Annotated in this window: 22 protein-coding genes and 1 pseudogene; 2 read left to right on the forward strand and 21 right to left on the reverse strand. The window is 58.0% G+C overall.

Translation table 11 applies throughout. The features are described 5' to 3' along the window. From carA to aspS, 19 genes and pseudogenes are all read right to left on the reverse strand, one after another. The gene (gene carA, locus QP995_RS07565) at window positions 1-1,233 is read right to left on the reverse strand and encodes a glutamine-hydrolyzing carbamoyl-phosphate synthase small subunit (RefSeq protein ID WP_502869798.1); all 1,233 of its coding nucleotides are present in this window, start codon (window positions 1,231-1,233) and stop codon (window positions 1-3) included. A gap of 38 nt (window positions 1,234-1,271) precedes the next feature. Next, window positions 1,272-2,633 (reverse strand): dihydroorotase, encoded by a 1,362-nt coding sequence (locus tag QP995_RS07570; protein ID WP_016422710.1) that lies wholly within the window; start codon window positions 2,631-2,633, stop codon window positions 1,272-1,274. Continuing rightward, on the reverse strand, window positions 2,634-3,587 hold the full coding sequence (locus QP995_RS07575) for an aspartate carbamoyltransferase catalytic subunit (protein WP_016422709.1): 954 nt from the start codon (window positions 3,585-3,587) through the stop codon (window positions 2,634-2,636). It abuts the gene before it with no gap. Next, window positions 3,584-4,153 (reverse strand): bifunctional pyr operon transcriptional regulator/uracil phosphoribosyltransferase PyrR, encoded by a 570-nt coding sequence (pyrR, locus tag QP995_RS07580; RefSeq protein ID WP_049193730.1) that lies wholly within the window; start codon window positions 4,151-4,153, stop codon window positions 3,584-3,586. Before pyrR ends, QP995_RS07575 begins: the two co-directional genes overlap by 4 nt. Window positions 4,154-4,587: 434 nt before the next feature. Next, window positions 4,588-5,109, reverse strand: a pseudogene (gene nusB / locus QP995_RS07585) (transcription antitermination factor NusB); the annotation flags it as partial. A 48-nt stretch (window positions 5,110-5,157) separates the two neighbouring features. Continuing rightward, on the reverse strand, window positions 5,158-5,721 hold the full coding sequence (gene efp, locus QP995_RS07590) for an elongation factor P (protein WP_016422706.1): 564 nt from the start codon (window positions 5,719-5,721) through the stop codon (window positions 5,158-5,160). An 87-nt stretch (window positions 5,722-5,808) separates the two neighbouring features. After that, window positions 5,809-6,981, reverse strand: a complete 1,173-nt coding sequence (locus QP995_RS07595; protein ID WP_070653108.1) for a M24 family metallopeptidase — start codon at window positions 6,979-6,981, stop codon at window positions 5,809-5,811. After that, window positions 6,978-7,454, reverse strand: coding sequence for a type II 3-dehydroquinate dehydratase (gene aroQ / locus QP995_RS07600; protein ID WP_070595282.1), 477 nt, complete (start codon window positions 7,452-7,454; stop codon window positions 6,978-6,980). Before aroQ ends, QP995_RS07595 begins: the two co-directional genes overlap by 4 nt. Continuing rightward, the gene (gene aroB / locus QP995_RS07605) at window positions 7,454-8,560 is read right to left on the reverse strand and encodes a 3-dehydroquinate synthase (protein ID WP_284853076.1); all 1,107 of its coding nucleotides are present in this window, start codon (window positions 8,558-8,560) and stop codon (window positions 7,454-7,456) included. The genes aroQ and aroB overlap by 1 nt, the downstream gene beginning before the upstream one ends. An 87-nt stretch (window positions 8,561-8,647) precedes the next feature. Continuing rightward, window positions 8,648-9,169 (reverse strand): shikimate kinase, encoded by a 522-nt coding sequence (locus QP995_RS07610; RefSeq protein ID WP_048731844.1) that lies wholly within the window; start codon window positions 9,167-9,169, stop codon window positions 8,648-8,650. A 40-nt stretch (window positions 9,170-9,209) separates the two neighbouring features. Next, the gene (gene aroC / locus QP995_RS07615) at window positions 9,210-10,397 is read right to left on the reverse strand and encodes a chorismate synthase (RefSeq protein WP_284853077.1); all 1,188 of its coding nucleotides are present in this window, start codon (window positions 10,395-10,397) and stop codon (window positions 9,210-9,212) included. 94 nt (window positions 10,398-10,491) lie between these two features. Further along, a complete protein-coding gene (locus QP995_RS07620) occupies window positions 10,492-11,103 on the reverse strand; it encodes a prepilin peptidase (protein WP_350309318.1) in 612 nt (203 codons plus the stop codon). A 26-nt stretch (window positions 11,104-11,129) separates the two neighbouring features. Further along, window positions 11,130-11,945, reverse strand: coding sequence for a shikimate dehydrogenase (locus tag QP995_RS07625; protein ID WP_016422699.1), 816 nt, complete (start codon window positions 11,943-11,945; stop codon window positions 11,130-11,132). A 14-nt stretch (window positions 11,946-11,959) separates the two neighbouring features. Further along, window positions 11,960-13,186, reverse strand: a complete 1,227-nt coding sequence (mltG, locus tag QP995_RS07630; RefSeq protein ID WP_048731838.1) for an endolytic transglycosylase MltG — start codon at window positions 13,184-13,186, stop codon at window positions 11,960-11,962. A 261-nt stretch (window positions 13,187-13,447) separates the two neighbouring features. Then, window positions 13,448-13,951, reverse strand: coding sequence for a Holliday junction resolvase RuvX (ruvX, locus tag QP995_RS07635; protein WP_016422697.1), 504 nt, complete (start codon window positions 13,949-13,951; stop codon window positions 13,448-13,450). Between the two features lie 37 nt (window positions 13,952-13,988). Then, window positions 13,989-16,649 (reverse strand): alanine--tRNA ligase, encoded by a 2,661-nt coding sequence (gene alaS / locus QP995_RS07640; RefSeq protein WP_016422696.1) that lies wholly within the window; start codon window positions 16,647-16,649, stop codon window positions 13,989-13,991. Between the two features lie 128 nt (window positions 16,650-16,777). Continuing rightward, window positions 16,778-18,103, reverse strand: a complete 1,326-nt coding sequence (locus tag QP995_RS07645; protein ID WP_224433708.1) for a replication-associated recombination protein A — start codon at window positions 18,101-18,103, stop codon at window positions 16,778-16,780. Between the two features lie 148 nt (window positions 18,104-18,251). Then, window positions 18,252-19,433 (reverse strand): phosphotransferase family protein, encoded by a 1,182-nt coding sequence (locus QP995_RS07650; RefSeq protein WP_016422694.1) that lies wholly within the window; start codon window positions 19,431-19,433, stop codon window positions 18,252-18,254. Between the two features lie 147 nt (window positions 19,434-19,580). Continuing rightward, a complete protein-coding gene (aspS, locus tag QP995_RS07655) occupies window positions 19,581-21,410 on the reverse strand; it encodes an aspartate--tRNA ligase (RefSeq protein ID WP_284853078.1) in 1,830 nt (609 codons plus the stop codon). 271 nt (window positions 21,411-21,681) lie between these two features. On the opposite strand from aspS, the gene ypfJ reads away from it, so the two are divergent. Then, a complete protein-coding gene (ypfJ, locus tag QP995_RS07660) occupies window positions 21,682-22,569 on the forward strand; it encodes a KPN_02809 family neutral zinc metallopeptidase (RefSeq protein ID WP_070601477.1) in 888 nt (295 codons plus the stop codon). 27 nt (window positions 22,570-22,596) lie between these two features. On the opposite strand, the gene hisS is transcribed toward ypfJ, so the two are convergent. Then, the gene (gene hisS / locus QP995_RS07665) at window positions 22,597-23,880 is read right to left on the reverse strand and encodes a histidine--tRNA ligase (protein ID WP_256881617.1); all 1,284 of its coding nucleotides are present in this window, start codon (window positions 23,878-23,880) and stop codon (window positions 22,597-22,599) included. Window positions 23,881-23,923: 43 nt separating this feature from the next. Then, window positions 23,924-24,595 carry an MBL fold metallo-hydrolase gene (locus QP995_RS07670; protein WP_070852278.1) on the reverse strand — a complete coding sequence of 224 codons (672 nt, stop codon included), beginning with the start codon at window positions 24,593-24,595 and terminating at the stop codon, window positions 23,924-23,926. A 641-nt stretch (window positions 24,596-25,236) separates the two neighbouring features. Between QP995_RS07670 and QP995_RS07675 the strand changes: the two genes are divergently transcribed. Further along, window positions 25,237-26,076 carry a peptidylprolyl isomerase gene (locus QP995_RS07675; RefSeq protein WP_284853079.1) on the forward strand — a complete coding sequence of 280 codons (840 nt, stop codon included), beginning with the start codon at window positions 25,237-25,239 and terminating at the stop codon, window positions 26,074-26,076. The last annotated feature ends 71 nt before the right edge of the window (window positions 26,077-26,147 follow it).

Consider the following 26,147-nt stretch of genomic DNA (forward strand, 5'->3'; position numbering starts at 1 on the left):
CTACTTGTTCGAGTTTCCGGTTGCGGACTTGTTGAAATCGACCTTCTGGATCAGCGCCAGGAAGTCATCAAAGAGAGAGTGCGCATCGTGCGGGCCGGCTGCGGACTCCGGGTGGTACTGCACAGAAAAGGCCATGCCGTTCTTCAGTGCGACACCTTCCACGACGTCGTCGTTAAGGCAGGTGTGCGTAACCTCTGCCTCGCCCCACGGGGTATCGAAACTCTCGCCGGCCTTGCCTTCAAGTGCGAAGCCGTGGTTCTGAGCGGTGATAAAAATACGGCCAGTGTGGTGGTCCTTCACCGGAACATTGACGCCGCGGTGACCGAAGACCAGCTTGTAGGTACTCAGGCCGAGTGCGCGGCCAAGAATCTGGTTACCGAAGCAGATACCGAATAGCGGCATACCGTCATCGAGGGCAGCCTTGGCGACCGCAACCATCTCATCAGCAGTTGCCGGGTCACCCGGGCCGTTGGACAAGAAGACACCGTCCGGCTGGTATTCCTTCTTAATATCTTCGTACGGAGTGTTAGCCGGAACAACTACGACTTCCAGGCCACGCTTAGCCAGCTCACGCGGGGTGTTGGACTTGATGCCCAGGTCGTAGGCCACAACACGTGCCTTCTTCTCCCCCTGTGGTTCCACGACATAGGCCTCATCGGTGCTGACCTCGCGAGCCAGATCCGCGCCCTTCATCGCAGGCTGAGCGCGAACGATTTCCACCAGCTTATCGACGGGCTGCTGTGCGTCCTCACCGGAGAAAATACCAGCGGCAATCGAGCCATTGTCGCGCAAATGGCGAACCAGCGCGCGGGTATCAATCTGGCGGATACCGATGATGCCCTGTGCCTTCAGTTCATCTTCCAAGCTGCGCTTCGAGCGCCAGTTGGAGGGAATGCGCGACAAATCGCGGATAATAAAGCCAGCTGCCCAAATCTTGTTTCCGCGGGACTCGTAGTCCTCATCGTTCCAACCGGTGTTGCCGATCTGTGGTGCGGTAGCCACAATCAGCTGGCGGTGGTAGGACGGGTCCGTCAGGGTTTCCTGGTAGCCCGTCATAGCGGTGGTAAAAACTGCCTCACCCAGGGTTGTACCGGTGGCGCCGAAACCGCGTCCGCGGAACACTCGGCCATCTGCCAATACCAGGACTGCCGCTGTAGCGGCCGCGGCCTGCGACTCGTTGCTCACGTTATTGCCTTTCAGTTGGGTAGCGTGCGAGGAATTTACATTAATCATACGGGACGCATGTGAATTTTTATGCGTTGACATGAATATTATCCAGCGACCTCTCCGTTAAGAGCGGTCACCTTACCGCGCAGCACGGTAGCTGCCACGGACACGGCCATCTCCATTTCCTCATAAGGAGTGTTCTCGGACTTCGACGCCAGGTCTTCGCCGCGGACCGTCCACTTTTTGCCCGGGTCAACAACGGTCAGGTTGGCAGGCTCACCGACAGCAATCGGACGGCCGTGCCCCGGTAGCTTCACGATTTGAGCGGGACGCTCACTCATGACCTTGGCCAGCCAGCGCCAATCACAATCGCCCTTCAAAACGAACTCTTCGGCGATGATTGGCATCGAGGTCTCCAGACCAAGCATGCCGGGCTTAGCGTGCTCGAACTCGCAGCACTTTTCTTCAGAGCCGTGCGGAGCGTGGTCGGTAGCGACACAGTCAATGATCCCGTCAATCAGAGCCTGACGCAGAGCCAGGGTGTCGCGCTGCTCACGCAGCGGCGGATTGACGCGGTAGACGCCGTCGTAGGTCTCCAACTTCTCATCGGTGAGAATCAGGTGATGCGGGGTAACCTCGGCGGTCAGCGGAATATCATGCTCCTTTGCCCACTTGACCAGCTCAACCGTACCTTCGGTGGAAGCGTGGCAGATGTGCATGCGTCCGCCGTAGTCGCGAGCCATAATGGCATCTCGGGCCACGATGGACTCCTCAGCTACGCGCGGCCACCCGGTCAGGCCGAGTCGTGCGGCGGTCGGACCTTCGTGAGCCGATGCATCTGCGGTCAGACGCGGATCTTCGCAGTGCTGCGCCAGCAATACGTCTTCGCCGCGGGCGTATTCAATCGCGCGGCGCATAATCAGCGGATTATCAACGCACTTACCGTCATCGGAGAACATGCGTACCTTCGCCTGCGAGTCTGCCATCATGCCGAACTCAGTCAGCGTCTCGCCCTTCAGCCCCTTAGTAATGGATCCGACCGGGTGAACGTCGCAGAGGTTCAGCGCCTGGCCCTTGAGCCACACCGACTCAGCAATCGAGGGGTCATCGGTTACCGGCGCGGTATTGGCCATAGTGAACACTGCGGTGAAACCACCGCGTGCTGCGGCAGCGGAACCAGTGGCCAGGGTTTCCGTATCTTCACGGCCCGGCTCCCGCAGGTGCACATGGATGTCAACCAGGCCTGGCAAGAGAACGAGGGAGTCGAACTCCAGGACCTCTACCCCGTCCTCGGCCGTGAGATTTTCTCCAATCTCAGCGATAACGCCATCTTCAATCAAGACGTCGACGTCTTCGCCTTCACCGTAGGGACGCACACCCTTCAGCAGCAGCTGTCCCCGTGCGGGTGCTGCCAATGGTCCTACCTCGGGGTACGAGGCTTCGTCATACTCATTGCGATTCGACATTTATGCCTGCCCTTCCAAGTTGGCGGAAACACCTGAGGTCAGCAGTGTGAAAAGAACTGCCATGCGGACGTGGACACCGTTGGCTACCTGCTGCAGCACGGCAGTGCGCGGCAAATCAGCGACGGCATCGTTAATTTCCATGCCACGAAGCATCGGGCCTGGGTGCATCACAATGCAGTCGTCGCGAAGCATCTTCTCGCGAGCCTTCGACAGCCCGTAGCGAGTGGCGTATTCGCGATGGGATGGGAAGAAGCCTCCGTTCATGCGCTCCTGCTGAACGCGGAGCATCATCACGGCATCAGCATCGCGGATCTCGTCTTCCATGCGGTAGGCAACACGCACCGGCCAGGTCTCGATGCCAAACGGCAGCAGCGTCGGTGGCGCGACGAAGACGACCTCGGCGCCGAGCTTGCTTAGCAGATCGGCGTTAGAGCGAGCGACGCGAGAGTGCAAAATATCGCCAACGATGACGACCTTGCGCCCCTCAATTCCACCGAGGCGCTGACGCAACGTCACCGCGTCCAGGAGAGCCTGCGTCGGGTGCTGGTGCTTTCCGTCACCCGCGTTGATGATCGATGGGCCGTTGCCAAATTCCTCAGTCCACTTGGCGATCAGCTGTGCCGCGCCCGACGATGGGTGCCTAACGACGATGGCATCGCCGCCGATAGCATCCAAAGTCAGCGCGGTGTCTTTCAGACTTTCGCCTTTCTTCACAGAGGAAGAGGAAGCCGAGATATTAATAACATCGGCGCTCATCCACTTACCCGCAGTCTCAAAAGAAGAGCGGGTACGCGTGGAGTTCTCGTAAAAGAGGTTGTAAATAGTGCGGCCGCGCAGGGTCGGCAGCTTCTTAATTTCCCGACCGCGGATGACCTCCTTGAAACGATCAGCCTCATCCATCAGGCCGACAATTTCATCCTTGGTCAAATCCGCAATGCTAATCAGGTGTTTCACTGTTCCTCCGCCCGGGTGAGAATAACCGCGTCACGGCCGTCAAGTGCCTCTACCAGCACATCGACGTCTTCGTCGCGGGAAGTTGGCAGATTCTTACCGACGTAATCGGCGCGAATTGGTAGTTGACGATGACCACGATCAACCAGCACTGCAAGCTGAATTACTCGCGGGCGACCCATGTCAGCAATAGCGTCGAGTGCGGCACGAATTGTGCGACCTGAGAAGAGGACATCGTCTACGAGAACAACGGTGGTGCCGTCGATTCCGGAGTTTGGAATGTTCGTGGGCTGCAGGGCGCGGTGCGGGCCCTTGCGCAAGTCATCCCTGTACAGGGTGATATCAAGCGATCCAGTTTCCGGGCGAATGCCGGAGAACTGTTCAATCAAATCGGCTAGCTTCTCCGCCAGCGGTACGCCACCAGACGGAATACCGAGGAGAACTACGCGCCCAGCATTTGGGCTATCCAGCGCAGTTTTTTCAATAATTTGGTGCGCGATGCGCGCGATGGTACGTGCAACTTCGTCTGCATTGAGCAGCTCGGTTGTTTGCGGCGTTCCTTCGCTCATCGTGACCTCCTTCCCCGCCTCTCAGTGCGGTCCGTTAAAGGATGTCTTGATTGTGGATATTTGATTATCAGTTTGCGTGACCCGCAACTACGGTCGCGGTGCAAACTTCCGCTGACCAGAATAGCACTCACACTTAAATTGCCTCTAAATGCAACAAAACTCCAAGCCCCCAAAAAAGGGACTTGGAGTTTCAGACAATCCGCGAGAACCGACTGTGATCGGCTCGCAGTGAGCCCGGCCGCTTTGATTGGCTAGGACCCGTTCTCGCTCTTAGCCACGTCTTCAGCCACCAGCTTGGCAATATCGCTCATGTCCAGGCCGGTAATCTTAGCCATCTCATCGGAGTCAGCCAGTGCCTTGTCAGCTTCCTCATTTGCAGCAGCCTGTGCCTGAATAGCCTCGTCGAACTGGGACTCGCCCACCGAAGTGCTAACAGCTGCTGCTGCCAGGCGTGCCTGGTCGGCAATCTTGGCCTCGGCATCGAGAACTGCGTTGATGTACGGTGCCGCCACATCAGTGGAGTATTCCGATGCCAGCTCAACGCCTTCCACCACGGCCACACGCGGAGGCACGTCGGAGTTGTAGAACAGCTCCCAGGTGGAAAGACGCAAAATAGCACGGTCGACTGCCGGTAGGCGACGCAGCGGCCACTCCTCCGTCAGGTACGAAGAAATCGTCGAGTCGATACCGATAATTTCCGCAGCTACACCGCGCACGATCTGCTCGGTGTACTCCGCAATTGGATTCACATCCAGATCGGGATTACGGACCATTTCCAGCCGCTCTTCAAGAAGCTTGACGACGTCGACGCCTCGCTGCTCGGCCTCAAATAGCAGATCTACCGCACGACGGCGCGCACGGTAGCGCGCGCCGTGGCGCTTGTAGTTAGGTTCGCGAACTTTCGCGGACTCCTGCGCATCCGGGGTCTCGACGGACTTGTGATCCTTTTCAGTCATGGATGTGTATGTATCGCTCTCAACAAAAGGGTGAACTAGATGAGGGAATTAGTGGTTGACGCGGGACAGGTAGGAGCCGTCACGGGTGTCGACCTTCAGTACGTCGCCGGTTTCGATGAACAGCGGCACCTGAATCTCAGCGCCAGTCTCCAAAGTTGCCGGCTTGGTGCCACCGGTGGAGCGGTCGCCCTGCAGACCCGGGTCGGTCTGCTCAACCTTCAGTTCAACCGAAACAGGCATTTCAGCGAAAAGAACGTTGCCCTCATGGAAGGACACCTGGCAGGTGGTTTCCGGAAGCAGGAACTTAGCACCCTCCGGCATCTGAGCGTCCAGGATGGAAATCTGGTCGTAGGTCTTGTCGTCCATGAAGACGTATCCTTCACCGTCGTGGTACAGGTACGTCATGTCGCGACGGTCGACGGTAGCAGTCTCAATCTTGACGCCAGCGTTGAAAGTCTTGTCAACAACCTTGCCGGTCAGAACGTCCTTCAGCTTGGTGCGGACGAATGCCGGACCCTTACCTGGCTTGACGTGCTGGAACTCCACGATCTGCTGAAGCTTATTGTCGTGCTTGATAACTAGACCGTTTTTAAAATCTGCGGTGGTAGCCAACTAAACTCTCCTGAAATTGTTAAAAAGCTCTCTGACGAAACCACGATACTCCGTATCTCATCGAGAGAAAAATAAAACGCCGTGATGTTAGGCCCGCGGTTTCGGCAGCTGCGTAATAATTTCCGGCTCGGTGTCGGTGATAATCAACGTATCTTCGATGCGCACACCGCCGAACCCCGGCACATAAATACCAGGCTCGATGGTCAACGTCATGCCAGCTGCCAACTTCCCCTTGCCGGTGCGAGCAGCAAATGGAGCCTCATGCACCTCAATACCGATTCCGTGGCCGGTGGAATGAACGAAGTGCTCCCCATAACCAGCCTTTTCAATAATGTCCCGGCATGCTGCGTCTACAGCCACAACATCAGCCCCTGGCACGGCCGCTTTTACGCCAGCCAGCTGGGCTTCCAGCACGACATTGTAAATCTCTCGGGCCTTCTCGTCTGCGAACTCCACCCCGGCAACAATCGCGCCGTCCAAATCTGACGACGTATTGTTCGGACCGTTTTCGCTTGACGACGTTCCCGCCTCACCGGCAAAGAGGGTACGTGTCATATCTGAGTTGTAGCCCCCGGCAAAGGCGCCAAAGTCAATAGTGACCAGGTCACCTGCCTCGATTACGCGATCTTCCGCTCCGTGGTGTGGCTTGGCGGAATTCGGGCCGCTCGCGACAATCGTGTCGAAGCTTGGCCGATCGGCGCCATGCATGCGCATGCGGTACTCCAACTCTGCGGCGACTTCGCGCTCCGTGCGGCCGGCGACCACGATGCCGTCGTGAAGCAAGTCCTCGAATGCGCGGACCGCGATGTCGGCGACGTGGCGCAGAGCGACGAGTTCTGTATCGGACTTGACCTCCCGCAGTTTAGAGACGACGCCCGTAGTCGATACCAGCTCGAGTGCCTGTGGCCGGGCATCCTCTAGCTCTTGATAAGCGGCCATAGTGAGGAACTCAGATTCAACACCAAGACGCGAGATATCCAGCTTTCGGCATTGACCGACGAGTGCCACGCCGGTGTTGCGGGCGGTGAGTAACTCCACGTCCGGTGCCTGTTTGCCAGCCTGAACCGTATAGCGGCCGTCGGTGGAAAGCAGCGCTTCCCCACTGGCCGCAACAATCAAACCAGCATTCGAGCCGTGGAAACCTGTAAGCCAACCAACATGCGTCGGATCGACTGTGAGGAAACCGTCGCAGTCGTTGTCGGACAATGCGTCGATAAGAGCGGCTCGGCGGGCGGCGTAGTTCGTGGAGATATCTGTCATAGTTTCGTACTCACCCTTCTCAGTGCCATGGAATACCCATCAGTTCCGCATCCGACGATAACGCCCGCGGCAAGCGCCGACAGGTACGAGTGGTGCCGAAACTCCTCCCGGGCGTGAATGTTTGAAATATGGACCTCGTGGAAGCCCGCGCCGTCGGCAATTTCGGCAAGCGCGTCACGTAGGGCGACGGAGGTGTGTGTCACCCCCCCTGGATTGATAATGACTGGCCAACCGTAGTCGGCAGCTTCGTGAACCCACTCGATGAGTTGACCTTCATAGTTGGATTGGCGGCAATCCACTACGACGCCAAGCTCCTTGGCTAGGGTGCGAAGTTCAGATTCGACATCGGCCAAAGTAGTGGCACCGTAAATTTCTGGCTGACGCTTGCCCAGACGGTCGAGGTTCGGGCCGTTCAGAACAAGCACGGTCGGAATCGCCGTTGTGGCATCCGTTGCTGCACGAAGAGAGGTCATTAGCGGGTTGACTCCTCAGATGCGGCCTGCCCATTGTTGCAGAGCAGTTCGTATGCACGCTCGAGGTCATCCATGCCCGGACCTTCAAGACGGGCTGTTTCACCGGGGCGTTCCAGAATAACGAATCGGATCGCACCATCCCGGTTCTTCTTATCCCTGGTCATAGCATCGTAGAGCTCGGTAAAACGACCTGCCTGGTAGGTCGTTGGCAGCCCAATGGACTCTAGGATGCGACGATGGCGGTCTACGAGTTCCTGATTAATATGTCCGGTGATCTTGGCCAGCTCGGCGACATAAACCATGCCTACAGCGACGGCGTGGCCATGGCGCCAGCGGTAGTTTTCAAAGTGCTCAACGGCATGACCGAAAGTGTGGCCATAGTTCAGGATCTCGCGGAGGCCAGATTCCTTCAGATCCTCAACGACAACGCGTGCCTTGACAGCAATCGCGCGCTCGACCAGTTCTGGCAGGTCACCGTCAACATCGAGGCAGGCCTGCGGGTTTGCCTCGTAAAGATCGAGAATCTTCGTGTCCGCGATAAATCCAGCCTTGATAATCTCTGCCGAGCCCGCAATCAGCTCGGCCTTCGGCAAGGTGCGCAGGACGTCAAGGTCACAAAACACCGCGGCAGGCTCGTGGAAAGCGCCGACCAGGTTCTTGCCGGCTGCAGTGTTGATACCGGTCTTACCGCCGACAGCTGCGTCGACCATGCCGAGCAGCGTCGTCGGGACCTGGATAACCTTCACTCCACGCATCCACGCGGCGGCGACGAATCCACCGAAGTCTGTAGCTGCACCGCCGCCAATCGCGATTACCGCGTCACGCCGGCCCAGACCGCGTTCACCAAAAGTGTCCCAAACTGTTTCAGCAACTGCGAGCGTCTTGCCCTCCTCCGCATCCGGAACCTGGATGCTAAAGGCGTCGACTCCCTTGTCCGCCAGAGCCTTGATGACGCCGAAGCTCAGCTCTTGAACGCTCCCCTGGTGAATCACCGCAACCTGGGAGGCAAACGTAGCGGCCTCCGCAATCTGCTCGGTGAGTCCATGCCCCATGGCTACCGTGTACGGGGATGGGCCTTCAACACGGATTGTGCGGGTTGAGTTCATTGTCAGTCCCTAGTCGTTAGCGTAAGAAATGTATGGAGTTGCTGGTTATACGGCAGTGATTAGCTGCCGCCTTTTAAGAGTCGCCAGTTAAGCCTCGTCGCAGGTTTCATCGAGGTAGCTGAGGATCTCGGCCACAACGCGCTGCGGGGAACGTTCGTCGGAACGCACCTTGAAAGTGGCTGCATCTTCGTAAAAAGCTCGGCGAGCCTCATAGAGCGCGCGGTAATGAGCCTCAGGGTCATCCGCCTGGAGCACCGGGCGCGAATTGTTACCCGCTGTACGACGGACCCCCTCTGCAATGCTGATCTCGAGGTAGACGACGTTATGGTCTGCCAGCAGGTCACGGGTCGCCTGCGAAATCACGGCACCACCGCCAAGTGAGACGATTCCGTCGTGGGTCAGAGCCTCCGCCACGATTTGTTCCTCGATACGGCGGAATTCCGGCTCTCCCAGCTCGGAAAAGACTTCCCCACAAGTCTTGCCCATGCGCTGTTCAATCATCTCATCGGTATCGGTGAGTCTTGTGCTCAATGCACGAGACAGTCGACGACCGATGGTGGACTTTCCCGATCCGGGCGGTCCGACAAGGACAATAGTAGGAACGGACATTCCCCTCGTTTTACCCTTCTTCGTGTGCGCGACTGTGGCGCTATTTCCAATCAAGGCGACGTCGAGTCTGCTCCAAGTAGCCCTCAACGTTACGCTTGGTTTCCTCCAGGCTATCGCCGCCGAACTTTTCCATCACTGCACGCGCCAGTACCAGCGCGACCATTGCCTCTGCGACAACACCGCCGGCCGGGACCGCGCAGACATCAGAGCGCTGGTGGATTGCGGTAGCTGCATCGCCGCTGGCCATATCGACGGTCTTCAGCGCACGCGGAACGGTCGAAATTGGTTTCATCGCAGCACGCACAACGAGAGGTTGAGCATTAGTCATGCCACCCTCCAGGCCACCGGCGCGGTTAGTTTCCCGATCCACGCCGTCGTCGGTACGCACCATTTCATCGTGAGCGTCGGTGCCACGGCGACGGGCTTCCTCAAAACCGTCGCCGATCTCCACGCCCTTGACGGACTGAATTCCCATCAAGGCAGCCGCAAGCTGCGAATCCAGACGGGCATCACCGGAAATGTGCGATCCCAGACCCACCGGCAGACCGTGGACAACGACCTCGACGATGCCACCGAGGGTGTCGCCCTGCTTCTTGGCGGCCTTGATTTCGTCAATCATCGACTCCTCCGCAGCTGCGGAGAATGCACGCACTGGCGACTCGTCAATCTTGTCCTGATCAGCGAAGGTCGGCAGTGGCCCCTCGTAGGGCTCCGAACGACCGATGGAAATAACGTGGCTGACAACTTCCACACCGAGAGTCTCACGCAGAATTAAGCGTGCCACAACCGATGCCGCCACACGTGCTGCAGTCTCGCGAGCCGATGAACGCTCCAGGATGTTTCGAGCATCGGTGTGGTTGTACTTCAGCATGCCGTTGAAATCGGCATGCCCCGGGCGCGGGCGGGTTAAGGTGGCGCCACGAGCTGTATCCAAAACAACTGGGTCAACTGGATCCGGGCTCATGACCTCAGTCCACTTGGGCCATTCGGAGTTGCCGACCATAATGCCAATCGGCGATCCCAGCGTCTCACCATGTCGAATGCCAGTCAGCAGGGTGACCTCATCAGCCTCAAACTTCATTCGCGCCCCGCGACCATAGCCGAGGCGGCGGCGTGCGAGGTGGCGTGATACGTCATCTGTAGTCAGGGGAAGTCCGGCTGGCGCGCCTTCTACGAGAGCGATAAGCGCTTTGCCGTGAGATTCACCCGCGGTAGTCCAACGAAGCATAGGTATCATAATGTCACGTTTGCCGTACTTCTTGTGCATTTGGGGGCATACAAGTTTCAAATATGCCCCATTTCATCGCCCCTGGTCTACCGCTTCAGGGGACTTGTAGGTACCCTCCGCTTATCCCCCACACAATGGCGGTTGCTGCAAGCATCGCAGGCCCATGAGGCACGCTCGCCGGTACAGGCGCTGTTTTTGCTTTACGACGGTCACCCCAGCCCCGCTTTCCCGCGGTGACTCCTGCCATGAGGAGAGTGAGTCCGGCAGCCAACAGAATTGCCACTGCAATCCAAATTGCTGTCGCCACTGGCTCGCCCGATACCAGACCGACACCGCCCCCGAGAATTGCTGCGAGCTTCACATCTCCAGCCCCCATAGAGCGTGGGTTGAAGATGAAGACTGCTACATAGAGGCCAAACCAGAGGCCTATTCCTGTTCCTATGGCTGCGACTGCACTGGCGAGATTGTCAGCCAAGGTGCTCTTTCGCTGGAGCACCATTCCAGTGGTTGCTATCAGACCCACTGCCCCTAGCACTAACCACCAGTTCGGTAGTCTTCGCCGAGTCACATCCAACCAGCAGCCAATACCGCCCCAGCCGAGTACAAGCATCACGACTAGGAAATAGAAAACCCGGTCAAGGTAGACCGGGGCAATCCTGTGCTGTCCAATCGGAGACAGCCCTATCTCAGTTATTCCCCACCCCATAACTTTGGGATTGTAACGGTTGTGAGCTAGTTCGGCAGCGCTGCACGCATCGCCTCGACATCGGGAGTGCGTCCAGTAAACTGCTCAAACTGTCCCACCGCTTGATGTAGCAACATGGACAATCCACCGACCGCCTGTGTCCCTCCGCGTTCCGCTGCTTTCACAAGTGGGGTTGGCCAGGGATTGTAAATGACGTCGAGAATCTTCGGTGCTCGAGCGAGGTAGCCAGCAACCGACTCAATTGCGGCTGACGGCACCGTAGAGACCAGCACGTCGGCATTACCAGCAATATCTGCCAGGTTTGGAACATCAAAAGTCACCCAAACAAATTCCATCCCCAGCGCGGCAGCTAATGGTTCAATGTCATATGCGCGCTCGGAGCGCGCTACCACGGTCACATGATTGACCCCCAGCTGCGACAGCGCCCAAAGTGCCGGCCGTGCTGTGCCACCGGCACCAACAACAACGGCGCGGCCACGTGGTGCGTTCGTGCAGTCTATCTCGCGCAGTGCTCCCAGTACGCCGTCGCCATCGGTGTTGTCGGCAAACCAATCCGAATCGCGACGGACCAGAGTGTTCGCTGAACCAATGAGCCTCGCGCGCTCACTGACTTCATCGGCGAAGTCCAGCGCGGCAAACTTGCCGGGCATCGTGACGGAAAACCCCTGGAAACTGGGGTCTGCGCCACCAACGACGTCGGCAAGCTCTTCGGCGTTGCATCGGATGCGGTCATAGTGCCAGTCATTCATTCCCGCAGCGCGGTAACCGGCGTTGTGAATAGCCGGCGAGTACGAGTGATCAATCGGATCTCCCAGCACGGCTGCGCGATGAGTTATAGGCATAGGAGTTCTACCTCTTAGCGGTTGGAATCCAGCACGCCATTGTTGCGTGACTCGTCGATAGCGGCCTCGTGCTCTTCGAAGGTCGTGCTAAAGACAGTATTTCCTTCCTTGTCCACCGTGACAAAGTACAGCCAGGTGCCGTCAGCCGGATTTTCCATGGCACGAATCGCCTCGATGGAGGGCGAAGCAATGGGGGTTTCCGGCAGCCCCTCCTTGGCGTAGGTGTTCCACGCGGTCTTTCGCGCGCGGTCCTCATCCGTGGTTGCGATTTCCTGATCTGGCAGGTCGTAGTTGACTGTCGAGTCGAACTGCAGCTGCATCGGTTCGTCGAGACGGTTGAGAATAACGCGAGCGACCTTATCGAAGTCGCCATCTGGCGCCTCCATCTGGATCAAAGAAGCTGCGGTAATCAGCTCGTATGGAGTAAGACCAACCATGTCCGCTGAAGCCATGAGACCCGTGTCCTCATAATTCTTCACCGATTCCTTGACCAATTTTGCAAGCATCTGTTCGGGCGTCTGCTGCGGGTCAAGGTGATGAATACCCGGCGTAATGAGTCCCTCAAGACGACGAGGGTCGTTGCCACGCGCAGCTACCGCGTCCCGTGCCCATTCTGGAACACCCAGCGCGGCCAAATCGGCCTCGCCAGCAGCACGTTCGAGATCGGCCTTGGATACGCAGTCATTGTCTTCAACACAAGTGGCCTCAGAAATAAGCGAGAAAATTCCCTTACGTACATCCGATGAGGACACAATGCGGGTATCGGCGAAACGGGCGCCAGTCGGAATGTCAACGGTACCGACCTGATTTTCGACATCCAGAAGAGCCTCGACGGTCTCGTCGGCCTTCATCCGCTGATGGAGTCGGTAGAAACCAGGCTGCAATTCACTTGAATGAGAGTTCTCATTCGCGGCCTGGATGAACGCACGGGAAGACTTGACGACGCCGCTTTCCACCAACTGGTTGGACAAATCAGTAAGTGACGTGCCTTCACTGACCTCAACAATCGTCAATGGACCCTCAGCTTTGCCATCGTAATCGTCAACAATGCCGCCACGGTTCCAGACGAGGCCAATCACTCCGAGGACCAACACGCATAACAGGACAGAAGTCACATTGATTGCCACTGCCGTTTGGCGGTGACGAACTCGAGACTTTGTCCCACCGCTGCGAGCACCAGCGCGGTCCCGGTCGGCACCGCCGCTATCAGTGCGGCGCGCAGTCTGCGCGTCTTTACTCATCAATAATCTCCTCGAATGCAGCTCACTCTCCCATCGGTATCAGCAAGGAGTCTTCCCGTTCGGGTACGACACGCGACTGATAACGACTGGTGCGACATAGCTTTACGACGAAGTCGTAGCACTAGGTTGCATTGTAGGTGTGAATCGCCACTTCAACTTTTCAAATCCTATGCACGCGACAAACGTGCTTAGGTATTACACACTTAATAATTGCGCAAAGGTGGGTGAATTGTCACCTTTCGGTAACTTTTGTGTGCCCCCTTAGTCGGTATTTCCGTCCAAAGCTTTTGCCCGTCTGTCCAACCAGGACTGCAGAATTTCTACTGCCGCAACCTGGTCAATAATCTTCCGCCCGGACTTAACATCAATACCTGCTGCGTGCAGCCGTGATTGGGCCATTACCGTCGTCATCCGCTCGTCGGCGTAATGCACTACGACTCGGTCACCGAGTCGGCGCTGCAGCCGGAATCCAACGTCAGTAGCTTTCCGCGCAGAAGTCCCGAACGAGCCGTCGAGCATGAGGGGCATGCCGAGAACAATCTCGACGACCTCAAGTTCAGTGGCAAGTTCCACGAGCCGGTCAATATCCGGCCCGTCAGGATCTTTTCGCCCCGTTGCTCGAGTGACTGTTTCAACCGGGGTCGCCAGGATACAGTCGGGGTCAGAGACCGCGACGCCAACGCGGACATCGCCGACGTCGATTCCGAGCCGTCGACCCCGACCGGGATCATCCTGACCGGGGGTATCAATACGGGGCTTAGCCATTGTTTACTGCTCTTCCGATAGCACAGCCGTTAATTGGCTACTTGGACAGTTCGGCCTCAACCGCGGCCAATGCTGCGTCGATTCCGGAAGCATCAGAGCCGGAGCCCTGTGCCATTGCCGGTTTACCGCCGCCCTTGCCGCCGACCTCAGCGCCCATCAGCTTCACCAAATCGCCGGCCTTAATACCGCGATTGACGGCTTCATCCGAAACCGAGGCCACAAACGGAACCTTGCCGCCAGCGTTGGAAATCAACGCAATGACGCTTGGGCGATCCGCAAGGCGCTTCGCCAAGTCATTAGCCAGCGAACGGATGTCCTTCATCTCCGTACCGTCGGGAAGCTTAAGGCCGAGGTAGGTGACATCGCCGATGGTGCGAGCGGACTCCAGGTGAGACGCGGCATTGGCCAGCAGCTGTCCGGCCTTGAAATCAGCGAGCTGCTTCTCTGCAGCCTTGAGCTTTTCAGCCAGTGCTGCAATGCGGTCTGGCAGCTCAGCAGAAGGAGCCTTGAATTCAGTGGCCAGTCGTTCAGCCAGGAGACGCTCGGTGGACAGGTAGCGGAAGGAATCCATACCCGAGTAAGCCTCAATACGGCGCACGCCCGATCCGACCGAGGACTCGCCCAGCACAGCTACCGGACCAATCTGCGAAGAATGCGAAACGTGGGTACCGCCACACAGCTCAATTGAGAACGGGCCACCGACCTCGACAACGCGGACGATGTCGCCGTAGTTCTCGTTGAACAATGCCATGGCACCAGCTGCCTTGGCCTCTTCCAAAGGCATCTCGGCAGTATTGACAGCCCAGTCGTTGTCGACAGCCTCATTGGTGATCTGCTCAATCTCACGGAGCTGTTCCGGTGTGAGCTGCTCACCGTACTTGAAGTCGAAACGGAGGTAGCCCGGCTTATTCATGGAACCAGCCTGAGTTGCAGTATCCCCCAGTACCTGACGCAGAGCACCGTGAATCAAGTGAGTTGCAGTGTGCGCCTGACGAGCACCGTGACGCCACTGCTCGTCGACCAAAGCTTCAGCGGAGACACCCGGAGTGAATTCACCAGCGGTGACAATGCCTTTGTGCAGCCACAGCTTCTTGCCCACCTTTTGAACATCGTTGATGTGGACCACAGCGCCGGAATCAGTCACGATACGACCACGGTCAGCCAGCTGACCGCCGGCCTCGGCGTAGAGCGGAGTGCGATCGAGGATAACCTCAATCTCATCGCCCTCTGCGGCAAACGACTGCTTCTGGCCATCGGCAATGATGCCAAGAATCGTGGATTCGTCGGCAAGCCGATCGTAACCAGTGAAGGACGTCGGGTGTTCATCGATGAACTCGCGGTAGACATGCAGGTCGGTGTGAGACTGCTTCTTTGCCTGGCTGTCGGCCTTTGCGCGCGCACGCTGCTCAGCCATCTCGCGATCGAATTCCTCGCGGTCGATGGTCAGGCCGGCCTCTTCGGCCATCTCGATGGTCAGGTCGATTGGGAAGCCGTGGGTGTCATGCAGGGTGAAGGCGTCGTGACCGGATAGAACGGTTTTACCCTCTGCCTTGGCCTTGGTGGCAGCACGTTCGAACAGCTCCTCACCGGCGGACAGAGTCTTGGTGAAGGTCTTTTCCTCGGCGACGGCGACGCGGCGAATACGGTTCCAGTTCTCCGCGATCTCTGGGTACGACGGGGTCATGGTCTCGGCCGCAATACCAATCAGCTTCTCCAGCACTGGACCGTTAGCGCCGAGCAGACGCGCAGAGCGGATGATGCGGCGCAGCAGGCGACGCAGGATATAGCCACGATCGGAGTTCGAGGGGGTGACACCGTCGAGCATCAGCATCAAGCCGGTGCGGCTGTGGTCGGCGATGACGCGGAAACGGATGTTGTCCTGGTGGTTGGAGCTGTACTTCGAACCGGTGAGCCGCTCAGCTTCGTCGATAACCGGACGCAGCAGATCGGTTTCGTAGACGTTGTCGACACCCTGTAGCAGGAAAGCAACGCGCTCGATGCCCATACCGGTATCGATGTTCTTCTTCGGCAGTGGGCCAAGAATCTCGAAAGAGTCCTTGCCTGTTCCTTCGCCACGCTCGTTTTCCATGAAGACGAGGTTCCAAATCTCGATGTAGCGATCCTCGTCCGCCTCTGGGCCACCGTCAGCACCGTACTCCGGGCCGCGGTCGTAGAAAATCTCTGAACACGGGCCACACGGGCCAGGCACACCCATGGACCAGTAGTTGTCCGCCATGCCTCGGCGCTGAATGCGCTCTTCCGGCACACCAACCTTCTCGTGCCAGATGTCATGGGCCTCATCGTCATCGAGGAAAACCGTCACCCACAGCTTCTCAGCCGGGATGCCAAAGCCGCCGTCCTCAACAGCACCAGTCAGAAGGCTCCATGCATGAGTGATGGCACCTTCCTTGAAGTAATTTCCGAAGGAGAAGTTACCCGCCATCTGGAAGAAGGTGTTGTGGCGGGTGGTGATACCCACCTCTTCAATGTCCAGTGTGCGCACGCACTTCTGAATTGAGGTCGCGGTGGAGAAGTCCGGAGTCTCATTGCCGAGGAAGTAGGGCTTGAACGGCACCATGCCGGCATTAACGAACAGCAGGTTCGGGTCATCCAAAACCAGGGAGGCACTGGGGACCTCGGTGTGTCCCGCCTTTACGAAATGCTGGATGAAGCGATTTCGAATTTCATGAGTCTGCACGGTGTTCTACTTCCTCGTTTCACGTCGAGCGTCCGAGATGTTTAATACAAAACTAGCAGTCTACCCGCTCGGTTCGAGCAACTTTAAAACCACCCCACCGGCACCCCGTAGATTCCGACCGATCTCGCCTACTTCGATTTCCGGCGGCTCCCCCGGATAATTCGGCGAATGCGTCCGAGGTATTCAGCCATGCCGTTTTCACGACCGTGATTGGATGGGACGAAATAATCAGTGCCCACCAACTGATCTGGTGGATACTGTTGGGCGACGACACCCATGGGGTCATTGTGCGGGTAGATATAGTCCACCGCGTGACCAAGGTCCTTAGCCCCGCTGTAATGTCCGTCCCGCAAATGTGGTGGCACCGGTCCGGTCTTCCCGGAACGAACATCCTTCAATGCCCCGTCGATTGCGCTTATGACCGAATTCGACTTCGGTGCTGTTGCCAAGTGAATCGTGGCCTGCGCCAGCGTCAGCCGGGCTTCCGGCATCCCTATCAAGGCAACTGCCTGCGCCGCGGCGACGGCGGTTTGCAGAGCTGTCGGGTCGGCCATACCGATGTCTTCGCTGGCCAGAATAACGATTCGGCGGGCAATAAACCGAGGGTCTTCCCCACCCTCAATCATCCGCGCCAGGTAATGCAGGGCAGCATCGACATCAGATCCGCGAACGGACTTAATAAACGCGCTGGTGACGTCGTAATGCTGGTCGCCGTCGCGGTCATAGCGAACCACGGCTCTGTTGATCGAATTGGCAAGCGACTCAGCGGTAATCTGCTCACCATCGGCGACGGCTTCTGCGGCTGCCTCGAGGTACGTGAGGGAACGACGAGCATCACCAGCTGCCAGCGCAATGAGCTGTTTACGTGCATCGTCTGTCATACTGACGCGACCATTCAGGCCGCGCTCATCGGTAAGTGCTCGATCAATGAGCGTGCCGACGGCTTCGTCGTCCAGTGACTGCAACTGCAACAGCAGTGACCGACTGAGCAGCGGGGACACCACTGAGAAGGATGGGTTTTCCGTCGTTGCCGCGACGAGAAGGACAATCCGGTTTTCCACGGCACCCAACAGGGCATCCTGCTGGGTCTTGGAAAAACGGTGCACCTCGTCGATGAAGAGCACCGTTTGAATGCCCTGGTTAACGAGCGTGCGACGAGCAGTGTCGATAACCGCACGCACTTCCTTTACCCCGGCATTAAGCGCGGAAAGCGCTTCAAAGTGTCGTCCAGTCGCCGCGGAAATCAAACTGGCGAGAGTGGTCTTGCCAGTTCCGGGAGGGCCAAACAAAATAACGGAGGTGTCGCCGCCACCTTCGACCAGACGGCGCAACGGTGCTCCGGGGGCTAACAGGTGGTCTTGACCAACGACTTCATCGAGGTTTCGCGGTCGCATCCGAACCGCCAACGGCGCGTGTGCACCTGGGTGAAAATAGGCGCTCGCATCGGAGTTCAGGCCAGTGCTTGCTGGCCCCGCACTCCGACCTTGGCTCTTGGCCGCTGTAGGTCCGGCGACCGAAGGCTCGTCGAAAAGCCCTGGAGCGTCATCGGCGGAGCCGTTTGCACCGCCTGACGGCAGCTTATTCGGATCCGCCACGTGTGCCCTAGCCTTCCTCTTGCTCTAAGAAATCGATGACTGCATGCGCGAACTGTTCCAGCTCGTCGGCACGATCGTCCTCACACTTATGGGCGAACTGTGCAATCGCGCGAGCCGTGTTAGCCATGTCGCGCCGCTCCAGTGCTGAGCCGCCAACTTCCGGCTTCAGGTCCGTGCGTCCTTCATGCCCCACCCACAGCGCTTGTTTTGGAGAACCGAAGAAGGAAACCGTTGCGGAGATGAAAAACCAACCGAGCAACGCCGCAGCGATGAACGCCATCAAACGGCGGTCGCTCGTGCCGCGATACCAATGGTCACGAATCTCTTCCATCCAGGCACGGACAAACACGTCGACCTCTGCCTCCGATGGACGCTCCACGAAAACGTGCAGCGGGAAGCCTGCGACGACGCTGGCCACGTCGAAGATGACATCGCGGTAACCAGCCCACTCATAGTCGAGGAACTGGACCTTATCCGCCAGCAGAATGTTGTCCGGGGCGAGGTCAAACGGAGTAAACGCCCTATGCGTGCCCTTCTCAATTCGACGAGCAGCATCCTCACCGAAAGAGCGCACAGCGTCGGGAACAGGAATGCCGGACCCCTCGACAGCTCGCATACCAAAGCGAATCCCCGACACAATGCCGTGGTCACGCGCCTCGAGAGCCTCGCGATCGACCTTGTTCTTCACCCACATACGACGACGCAGGGTCTCAAATCCCTCTTCACGAGTATGCGTGTGAATATGCATCCGACCCAGCGAAGCGCCGAGGCTGCGGAATGCGCGCAATCGTCGCTCTTCATCGCCACGAAAGAGGACGTCCGCAAGAGTGTCCACGACACCGACGTCGCTGAGAACCAATAGCTGCTTTGAAACATCGTAAGCAAGAAGCTGAGGCCCCGGGCGGACGTCGTCAGGCAGTGTATTGATGAACTGGTACGCCACGACTTCCCGTAAAACGGCGGGATCGACGCCTTCAGTCGTCGTAGGAATTTGCTTTACGACGACCGTGCGTTCCTGCATAAAGGGATTTGTGGCGACCCGTACGCGGACAACAAGAGCGTTTGACTGACCTGTAAGTACTTCTGGATCCGACAACACTGGAGTGCCGCCGAATCGTGCGGAAAGCAGTGTCTCTGCATCTTTAACTACGCTGTCAACTTCTGCTGCAGCGTCGTCCGAGTACTCCATTGAATGCCCTTTCAATGAGCCAGTTTCAGTCAGGCGATACGGATGTTGCGTTGTGGCCAGTACCGCCTTGGTTAGGAGGAATTGGCGCCACTCGCGCTGTTCACGCTGGAGTGGCAGATCACATTCCTCGCAATGTGATTTCTTTGTTTACTTGCTGTCGCCTGCGTCGGCTGCTGCCTTAACGCCGTCTGCCTTCTGCTTTGGCTTCGGCTTGAAGTCGATACCGGTCTCCTTGCGCTGCTGAGCGGTAATCGGAGTCGGGGCGTCAGTCAACGGATCAACGCCGCCACCGGACTTCGGGAAGGCGATAACTTCGCGAATGGAGTCAACGCCGGCCAGCAGGGAAACGATACGGTCCCAACCGAATGCGATACCACCGTGCGGCGGAGCGCCGTACTGGAAGGCATCCAGCAGGAAGCCGAACTGCTCCTGTGCCTCTTCCTCGCCGATGCCCATAACATCGAAGACGCGCTTCTGGACATCTGGGCGGTGAATACGAATGGAGCCGCCACCAATTTCGTTACCGTTGCAGACGATGTCGTAGGCGTAAGCCAGTGCGTTGCCAGGATCCTTGTCGAAGGTATCCATGTGCTCTGGCTTCGGCGAGGTGAAGGCGTGGTGCACAGCAGTCCACTGCGAGTGGCCCAGGGCAACGTCACCGGAAGCGGTAGCGTCGGCAGCCGGCTCGAACAACGGTGCGTCGACGACCCAGGTGAATGCCCAGTCGCCTTCCTTGATAAGGCCGAGCTTCTTGGCAATCTCTCCACGAGCAGCACCCAGCAGTGCACGGGAGCTCTTAGCGTCACCTGCAGCGAAGAAGATGCAGTCACCCGGCTTCGCGCCTACGTGCGCCGCGATGCCTTCACGCTCTGCGTCAGTAATGTTCTTGGCAACCGGGCCGCCCAGAGTGCCGTCCTCCCCAACAAGGATGTAGGCCAAGCCCTTTGCGCCGCGCTGGCGGGCCCAATCCTGCCAAGCGTCGAGCTGACGACGAGGCTGCGATGCGCCACCGTCCATAACAACTGCACCGACGTAATCGTTCTGGAAGACACGGAAAGTGGTGTCCTTGAAGAACTCGGTGCACTCCACCAGCGGAATGTCGAAGCGCAGGTCCGGCTTGTCAGAACCGTACTTCTCCATGGCCTCCTTGAAGGTCATGCGTGGAATCGGGGTCTGAACAGTGACACCGGCCTCGGCGAAGATAGCAACCAGAATCTCTTCTGCCAGCGCAATGACATCGTCCTGCTCGGCGAAGCTCATCTCAACGTCGAGCTGAGTGAACTCCGGCTGGCGGTCAGCGCGGAAGTCCTCATCTCGGTAGCAGCGGGCGATCTGGTAGTAGCGCTCCATGCCAGCGACCATAAGCAGCTGCTTGAACAACTGAGGGGACTGCGGCAGTGCGTAGAAAGTGCCCGGCTTCAAACGAGCCGGCACCACGAAGTCACGAGCACCTTCCGGCGTAGAGCGAGTCAACGTCGGGGTCTCGATTTCGGTGAAGTCGTGGCTGTCCAGCACCTTACGGGCTGCGCGGTTGACAGCCGCACGGAGACGCATAATCTTGGCCGGGCCTTCACGGCGTAGGTCTAGGTAGCGGTACTTCAGGCGGGCTTCCTCGCCGACAGTGCCAGAAGTTCCAACATCCTCGAGCTGGAACGGCAATGCCGCCGACTCGTTGAGGATGGTCAGCTCCGTAACATTGACCTCAATTTCACCCGATGCCAGGTTCGGGTTTTCGGAGCCCTGCGGGCGCTTCTCAACGACACCGGTGACCTGAATGCAGTATTCGCTGCGCAGGTGGTGTGCACGCTCAGCAACTTCGCTGTTGCGGAACACAACCTGGGCGTAACCGGAGCGGTCACGCATGTCGATGAAGATCACGCCACCATGGTCACGGCGGCGTCCTACCCAACCGGTCAGGGTTACTGTGCTGCCGGCGAGGTCAGCGCGGAGGTCTCCGGCAAGATGCGTACGAAGCACTGCGAATTGGTCCTTCCAAAATTGGTGCTATAGGGATTAACGCTGTGGATAGCGGTTTCGTCCGTGTAGTCTACCTTGAAGCCAGAAAGGTGAGAAGAAGACCCCGGCTATTTTGCTTATTACCGGTCATCGCCTTGGGCCTACCTCGGGCTTCATGTACTCACTTAGACAAAGTTCTCCGTAGATCCTGACGTTGATTTACATGCGGATACTATGACGCAGCGCTATTCAATGGCCCGTTTTCCGAACCCTATGCAATAGTCTTACTCCTATGACCTTCCGGAATGACTTCCAAAAGAGCTCGGCTCGTGCCGAGCGACGCTCGGGTGGTGGCCGCGCTATTGCAGTAGGCGGTGGCGGCATCGGCGGCCTTGTCCTCATTGGCCTGTACTTACTTCTCGGCGGTGACCCGGGACAATTGGGACAGCTGACAGGTGCCCAGAACAATCAGTCCTCTCAGACTGCACAGCAGTCCCCTGGTGAGGATCCCTGCAAGACCGGCGAAGATGCCAACAGCCGCATCGATTGCCGGATGGAATTCACCGGCATTTCCGTCGACCAGGTGTGGGCGGAGCAACTCCCCGCACAGGCCGGCATCAAGTACACAAACCCAGGCCTAGTCCTCTTTGAAGGCTCCACTCAGTCGGGCTGCGGCGCGGCGTCCTCGTCCACCGGCCCGTTCTACTGCCCCGCCGATCAAACGGCCTACTTCGACACGGAGTTCTTTAGCACCCTGGAGCGCATGGGCGGAGGCAACGGCCCGCTCGCGCAGGAGTATGTCGTAGCCCACGAATTCGGTCACCATATCCAAAATTTGGAGCGTACGCTCGGCCGCAGTAACTACAACGAGCCTGGCCCCGATTCCGATGCCGTAAAGATTGAGCTGCAGGCAGACTGCTATGCGGGTATCTGGGCTCACTACGCGGACAAGGGGCCGGACGCAATCCTCGAACCGCTTTCCGACGAGCAAGTTGCCGATGCCCTCAAAACTACGAAGGCCATTGGCGATGACACCATCCAGCAGCATTCCGGCGGTGGTGTTCAACCGGACTCCTGGACCCACGGCTCGGCTGAACAGCGTACGAAGGCATTCCTCACCGGCTACAAGTCAGGAAAGATGTCTCAGTGCGACACTCTCGAGCGCGGCGTCTACAGCTAGACTCCGCACTCAACAAATGCACGTTTCCTAGATGCGCGACTGCAACTCCTGAACCAGCGCATCTAGGGTCACCGCGTGCTGCTCGTGGGACTCGAGGTTCTTCAGCTGAACCTCGCCCGCGGCCAATTCAGACTCGCCGAGGACCAACGCAAATCGGGCTCCAGCGCGATCGGCACCCTTCATTGCACCCTTCAGCCCGCGGCCACCGTAGGACATATCCGCGCGGATACCCGCTTGGCGCAGCTTATTGATCTGTACCGCCATAGCGTGAGCGGCTTCTTCACCGAGTGCAACACCATAGACATCGACGCGTCGACCATCGCTGGCCTGCTTGCCCTCGGCTTCCAGTGCGAGCAGCGCACGATCCACACCCAAGCCAAAGCCAATTCCAGACAGCTCTTGGCCGCCGAGCTGCGCCATCAGCCCGTCGTAGCGACCACCGCCACCGATACCCGACTGCGCACCAAGGCCGTCGTGAACAAACTCGAAGCACGTCTTGGTGTAGTAGTCCAATCCGCGCACCATTCGCGGATTGATGACATAGGGCACCTTCATGTCATCCAGCAGCCCAGTCACCGATTCAAAGTGGCTGCGAGCGGTATCAGAAAGGTGGTCCAACATCAGTGGCGCGTCGGCGAGCATTTCCTGCATTTCCGGTCGCTTATCGTCGAGGAGGCGCAGCGGATTGATGTTTGCACGGTGGCGCGTTTCCTCATCCAAAGGCAGGTCAAACAAGAATTCCTGCAGCTTAGCGCGGTATTCGGGACGACAGGTGTTGTCACCGAGGCTTGTCAGCTCAAGCCGGAATCCTTCCAGGCCGATGCCGCGGAAGCATGCGTCGGCAAGCGCGATAACCTCAGCGTCCAGCGCGGGATCATCGACGCCGATTGCCTCTACGCCCACCTGCTGCAACTGACGGTAACGGCCGGCCTGCGGGCGTTCATAGCGGAAGAACGGCCCCGCGTAGGAAAGCTTGACCGGCAGCTGACCGCGGTCGAGATTGTGCTCAATGACCGCGCGCATTACGCCTGCAGTCCCCTCCGGGCGCAGGGTGACCGAGCGGTCGCCGCGGTCGGCGAACGTGTACATCTCCTTGGTGACGACGTCCGTCGATTCACCTACGCCGCGTGCAAAAAGCCCGGTTTCCTCGAAAATTGGCAGCTCAATGTGCTCATAGCCCGCGAGTCGTGCGCGGTGCTGGAATGAGTTCCGCACCGCCTCGAATTCGCGGGAGACCGGCGGGACGTAATCCGGCACGCCCTTGGGCGCGGAGAACGGCTTCAACTTCTTTGGCTTCTGGCTAGAGTTCACTCCGCTAACTCTACCTGCCAACTCTCACGACGTGTCAGCCAGGCTAGGTGAGGTTTTGCAGGAAGGGGTTGGTCTCGCGCTCCTCGCCTATCGACGATGCGGAGCCATGGCCCGGAAGAATCATGAGGTCATTCGCCAGCGGGAGGACCTTATCCTTCAACGACTGCTGCATGTGCTCCGGACTACTGCCCGGTAAATCTACGCGACCGATAGCCCCCTTAAAGAGGACATCCCCGCTGAAGATAATCTCATCTTCCCCATCGGAAGCGCGCAGCATTACGCACCCCGGAGAGTGACCCGGTGCGTGAATGACTTCGAAATTTAACCCTGCCCACTTAACTTCGTCGCCATCTTCGAAGAAACCAGCTTTTGTATAAGCCTGCATGGATTCGATGTCAAAGAGGTGTCCGAAAGAAGAACCGCCGAGTTTCGGATTGGCCAGCAACACATTGTCGCTTTCGTGAATGAAGACAGGGATATCCCAGAAGTCGGCGGCCTCCGCGACATCGCGGACGTGGTCGATATGACCATGGGTCAGCAGAATTGCTTCCGGCTTCCAATCTCGCTTTTCAACCTCGCCGCGTATTACCTCGAACGCTCCCATGCCCGGGTCAACAATCACGCACGGGGTAGCCAAATCGTCCATCTCCGGAGCGCCTGTTGCCACGTAGCAGTTGGTCTGAAAAGGGCCGGCTGCAAATCCAAATATCTCCATAGCGCACATTCTATCGAGTGTCTGCTTGGCTCGAGCTGGGTTCATTTATCACGCTGTTAAGTTCCCGCTAAAACGACGGCTGATAGGTGGCGAAACTCGTAGAACTGTTCTTGGCAATTGGAACTGACGATTGGAAACTTTTATGCAGATTACGTACTCAGCCACTATCACCTTTTTCATCCTGACAGCTGTGGGAACGGCTCTAGCAGGTTATCCGCGACTGGCCTTCATCCTTTTCATGTCAGCCGCAATAAGCCTGGGTGCGAGGAGTCTAACTCGCCGTTGTCGTAGTCGTGTTGTCGAAGGCACAGGCAGAAGTAAGAGCTGCATCACGCCGGAGAAGGTGAAGAAGTACCGTCGCCAACACCCCGATGTCGGCATCAAAGAAGCTGTCGAAGCTCTACGTGCTAAAGCGGAACGCCCTTTCCCATGCCGACTTGGCCTGTCATCTCGCAAATGAGAACCGACTCCGGGCATAATGGTCGATTGTGTACACGACGGTGACCGACTGAGCTTTTACTTCAAATTCGGTCACTATCAATGGGCAAAATCGTCCGCTGGTGTTCCGTCACCAGCAATAGATGACTAACAGATACGGAGATAGACTAGTGGCCAGTAATGAGCAAAGGCGCAAAGATGCGATGCGGGCGCTCGAGCGCGAACTTAAGCGCCGTGCACGTGCCGAGAAGCTGAAGCCACTGGGTGTTGTCGTAACCACCTTGGCTATCCTGCTCTTTATCGGTGGCGGAATCTACCTGCTGACCACGGCTGGCGGCGCTGACGACAATGAGGCCGCTGATGAATCCACGACTCCCGTCGAACCTGCAGCTCTGACAGCTACTCCCGTCAGCGGTGAAAAGGTTCCGATGAAGCGCTCTTCCCCGCTTCCGGAAACCGTGACCTGTGACTACCCGGATGATGGCGAGGCATCGAAGGACATCGATAAGCCAGCTACCGACAACGTTCCCGCCACTGGCACGGTAACCATCACTCTGAAGACTAACCAGGGCGACATTCCGATGGAGTTGGACCGCGCTATTTCACCTTGCGGTGTCAATGCGATTGAGCACATGGCCAAGTCCAACTACTTCAACGACACCGTGTGCCACCGTATCACCGGTGGTGGCCTGAACGTTCTGCAGTGTGGTGACCCGACTGGTACCGGTACCGGCGGCCCGGGCTTCAAGTTCGCTGGCGAGTGGCCGGTCAAGGATTCCGGTCTGGATCAGAACACCCCGTTGGTGTACCCGAAGGGCTCTATCGCCATGGCAAACCCGAGCGACCCGGATGCCAACGGCAGCCAGTTCTTCCTCAACTGGGCAGATTCTCAGCTGCCACCGCAGTACACCGTGCTTGGCTCCATGACTGACGAGGGCACCAAGACGGTTGCGGACATTGCGAAGAATGGTATCGAGGGTGGAGGTACCTCTGACGGTAAGCCAGCTAAGGAAGTCCGTATTGAGAAGGCGGAAGTCAAGTAGTTGACTCAACTAACTGATTGAGAAATTCATCAAAAACAGGGCCAAGGTGTTTCACCTTGGCCCTGTTTTAA

The sequence above is a fragment of the Corynebacterium sp. MSK032 genome (genome assembly GCF_030232065.1).
Taxonomy (GTDB): Bacteria; Actinomycetota; Actinomycetes; order Mycobacteriales; family Mycobacteriaceae; genus Corynebacterium; species Corynebacterium jeikeium_D.

Bases quoted from the DNA above. Each gene is read 5' to 3' on its own strand.
- QP995_RS07675 (WP_284853079.1), top strand. From the start codon at position 25,237: ATGCGGGCGCTCGAGCGCGAACTTAAGCGCCGTGCACGTGCCGAGAAG.
- QP995_RS07570 (WP_016422710.1), bottom strand. From the start codon at position 2,633: ATGTCGAATCGCAATGAGTATGACGAAGCCTCGTACCCCGAGGTAGGA.
- ypfJ (WP_070601477.1), top strand. From the start codon at position 21,682: ATGACCTTCCGGAATGACTTCCAAAAGAGCTCGGCTCGTGCCGAGCGA.
- pyrR (WP_049193730.1), bottom strand. From the start codon at position 4,153: ATGAGCGAAGGAACGCCGCAAACAACCGAGCTGCTCAATGCAGACGAA.
- QP995_RS07595 (WP_070653108.1), bottom strand. From the start codon at position 6,981: ATGACAGATATCTCCACGAACTACGCCGCCCGCCGAGCCGCTCTTATC.
- QP995_RS07670 (WP_070852278.1), bottom strand. From the start codon at position 24,595: ATGGAGATATTTGGATTTGCAGCCGGCCCTTTTCAGACCAACTGCTAC.
- QP995_RS07625 (WP_016422699.1), bottom strand. From the start codon at position 11,945: ATGCCTATAACTCATCGCGCAGCCGTGCTGGGAGATCCGATTGATCAC.
- QP995_RS07620 (WP_350309318.1), bottom strand. From the start codon at position 11,103: ATGGGGTGGGGAATAACTGAGATAGGGCTGTCTCCGATTGGACAGCAC.
- aroQ (WP_070595282.1), bottom strand. From the start codon at position 7,454: ATGACCTCTCTTCGTGCAGCAACGGATGCCACAACGGCGATTCCGACC.
- ruvX (WP_016422697.1), bottom strand. From the start codon at position 13,951: ATGGCTAAGCCCCGTATTGATACCCCCGGTCAGGATGATCCCGGTCGG.
- aroB (WP_284853076.1), bottom strand. From the start codon at position 8,560: ATGAACTCAACCCGCACAATCCGTGTTGAAGGCCCATCCCCGTACACG.
- mltG (WP_048731838.1), bottom strand. From the start codon at position 13,186: ATGAGTAAAGACGCGCAGACTGCGCGCCGCACTGATAGCGGCGGTGCC.
- QP995_RS07610 (WP_048731844.1), bottom strand. From the start codon at position 9,169: ATGTCCGTTCCTACTATTGTCCTTGTCGGACCGCCCGGATCGGGAAAG.
- aroC (WP_284853077.1), bottom strand. From the start codon at position 10,397: ATGCTTCGTTGGACTACCGCGGGTGAATCTCACGGCAAAGCGCTTATC.
- QP995_RS07650 (WP_016422694.1), bottom strand. From the start codon at position 19,433: ATGGAGTACTCGGACGACGCTGCAGCAGAAGTTGACAGCGTAGTTAAA.
- carA (WP_502869798.1), bottom strand. From the start codon at position 1,233: ATGATTAATGTAAATTCCTCGCACGCTACCCAACTGAAAGGCAATAAC.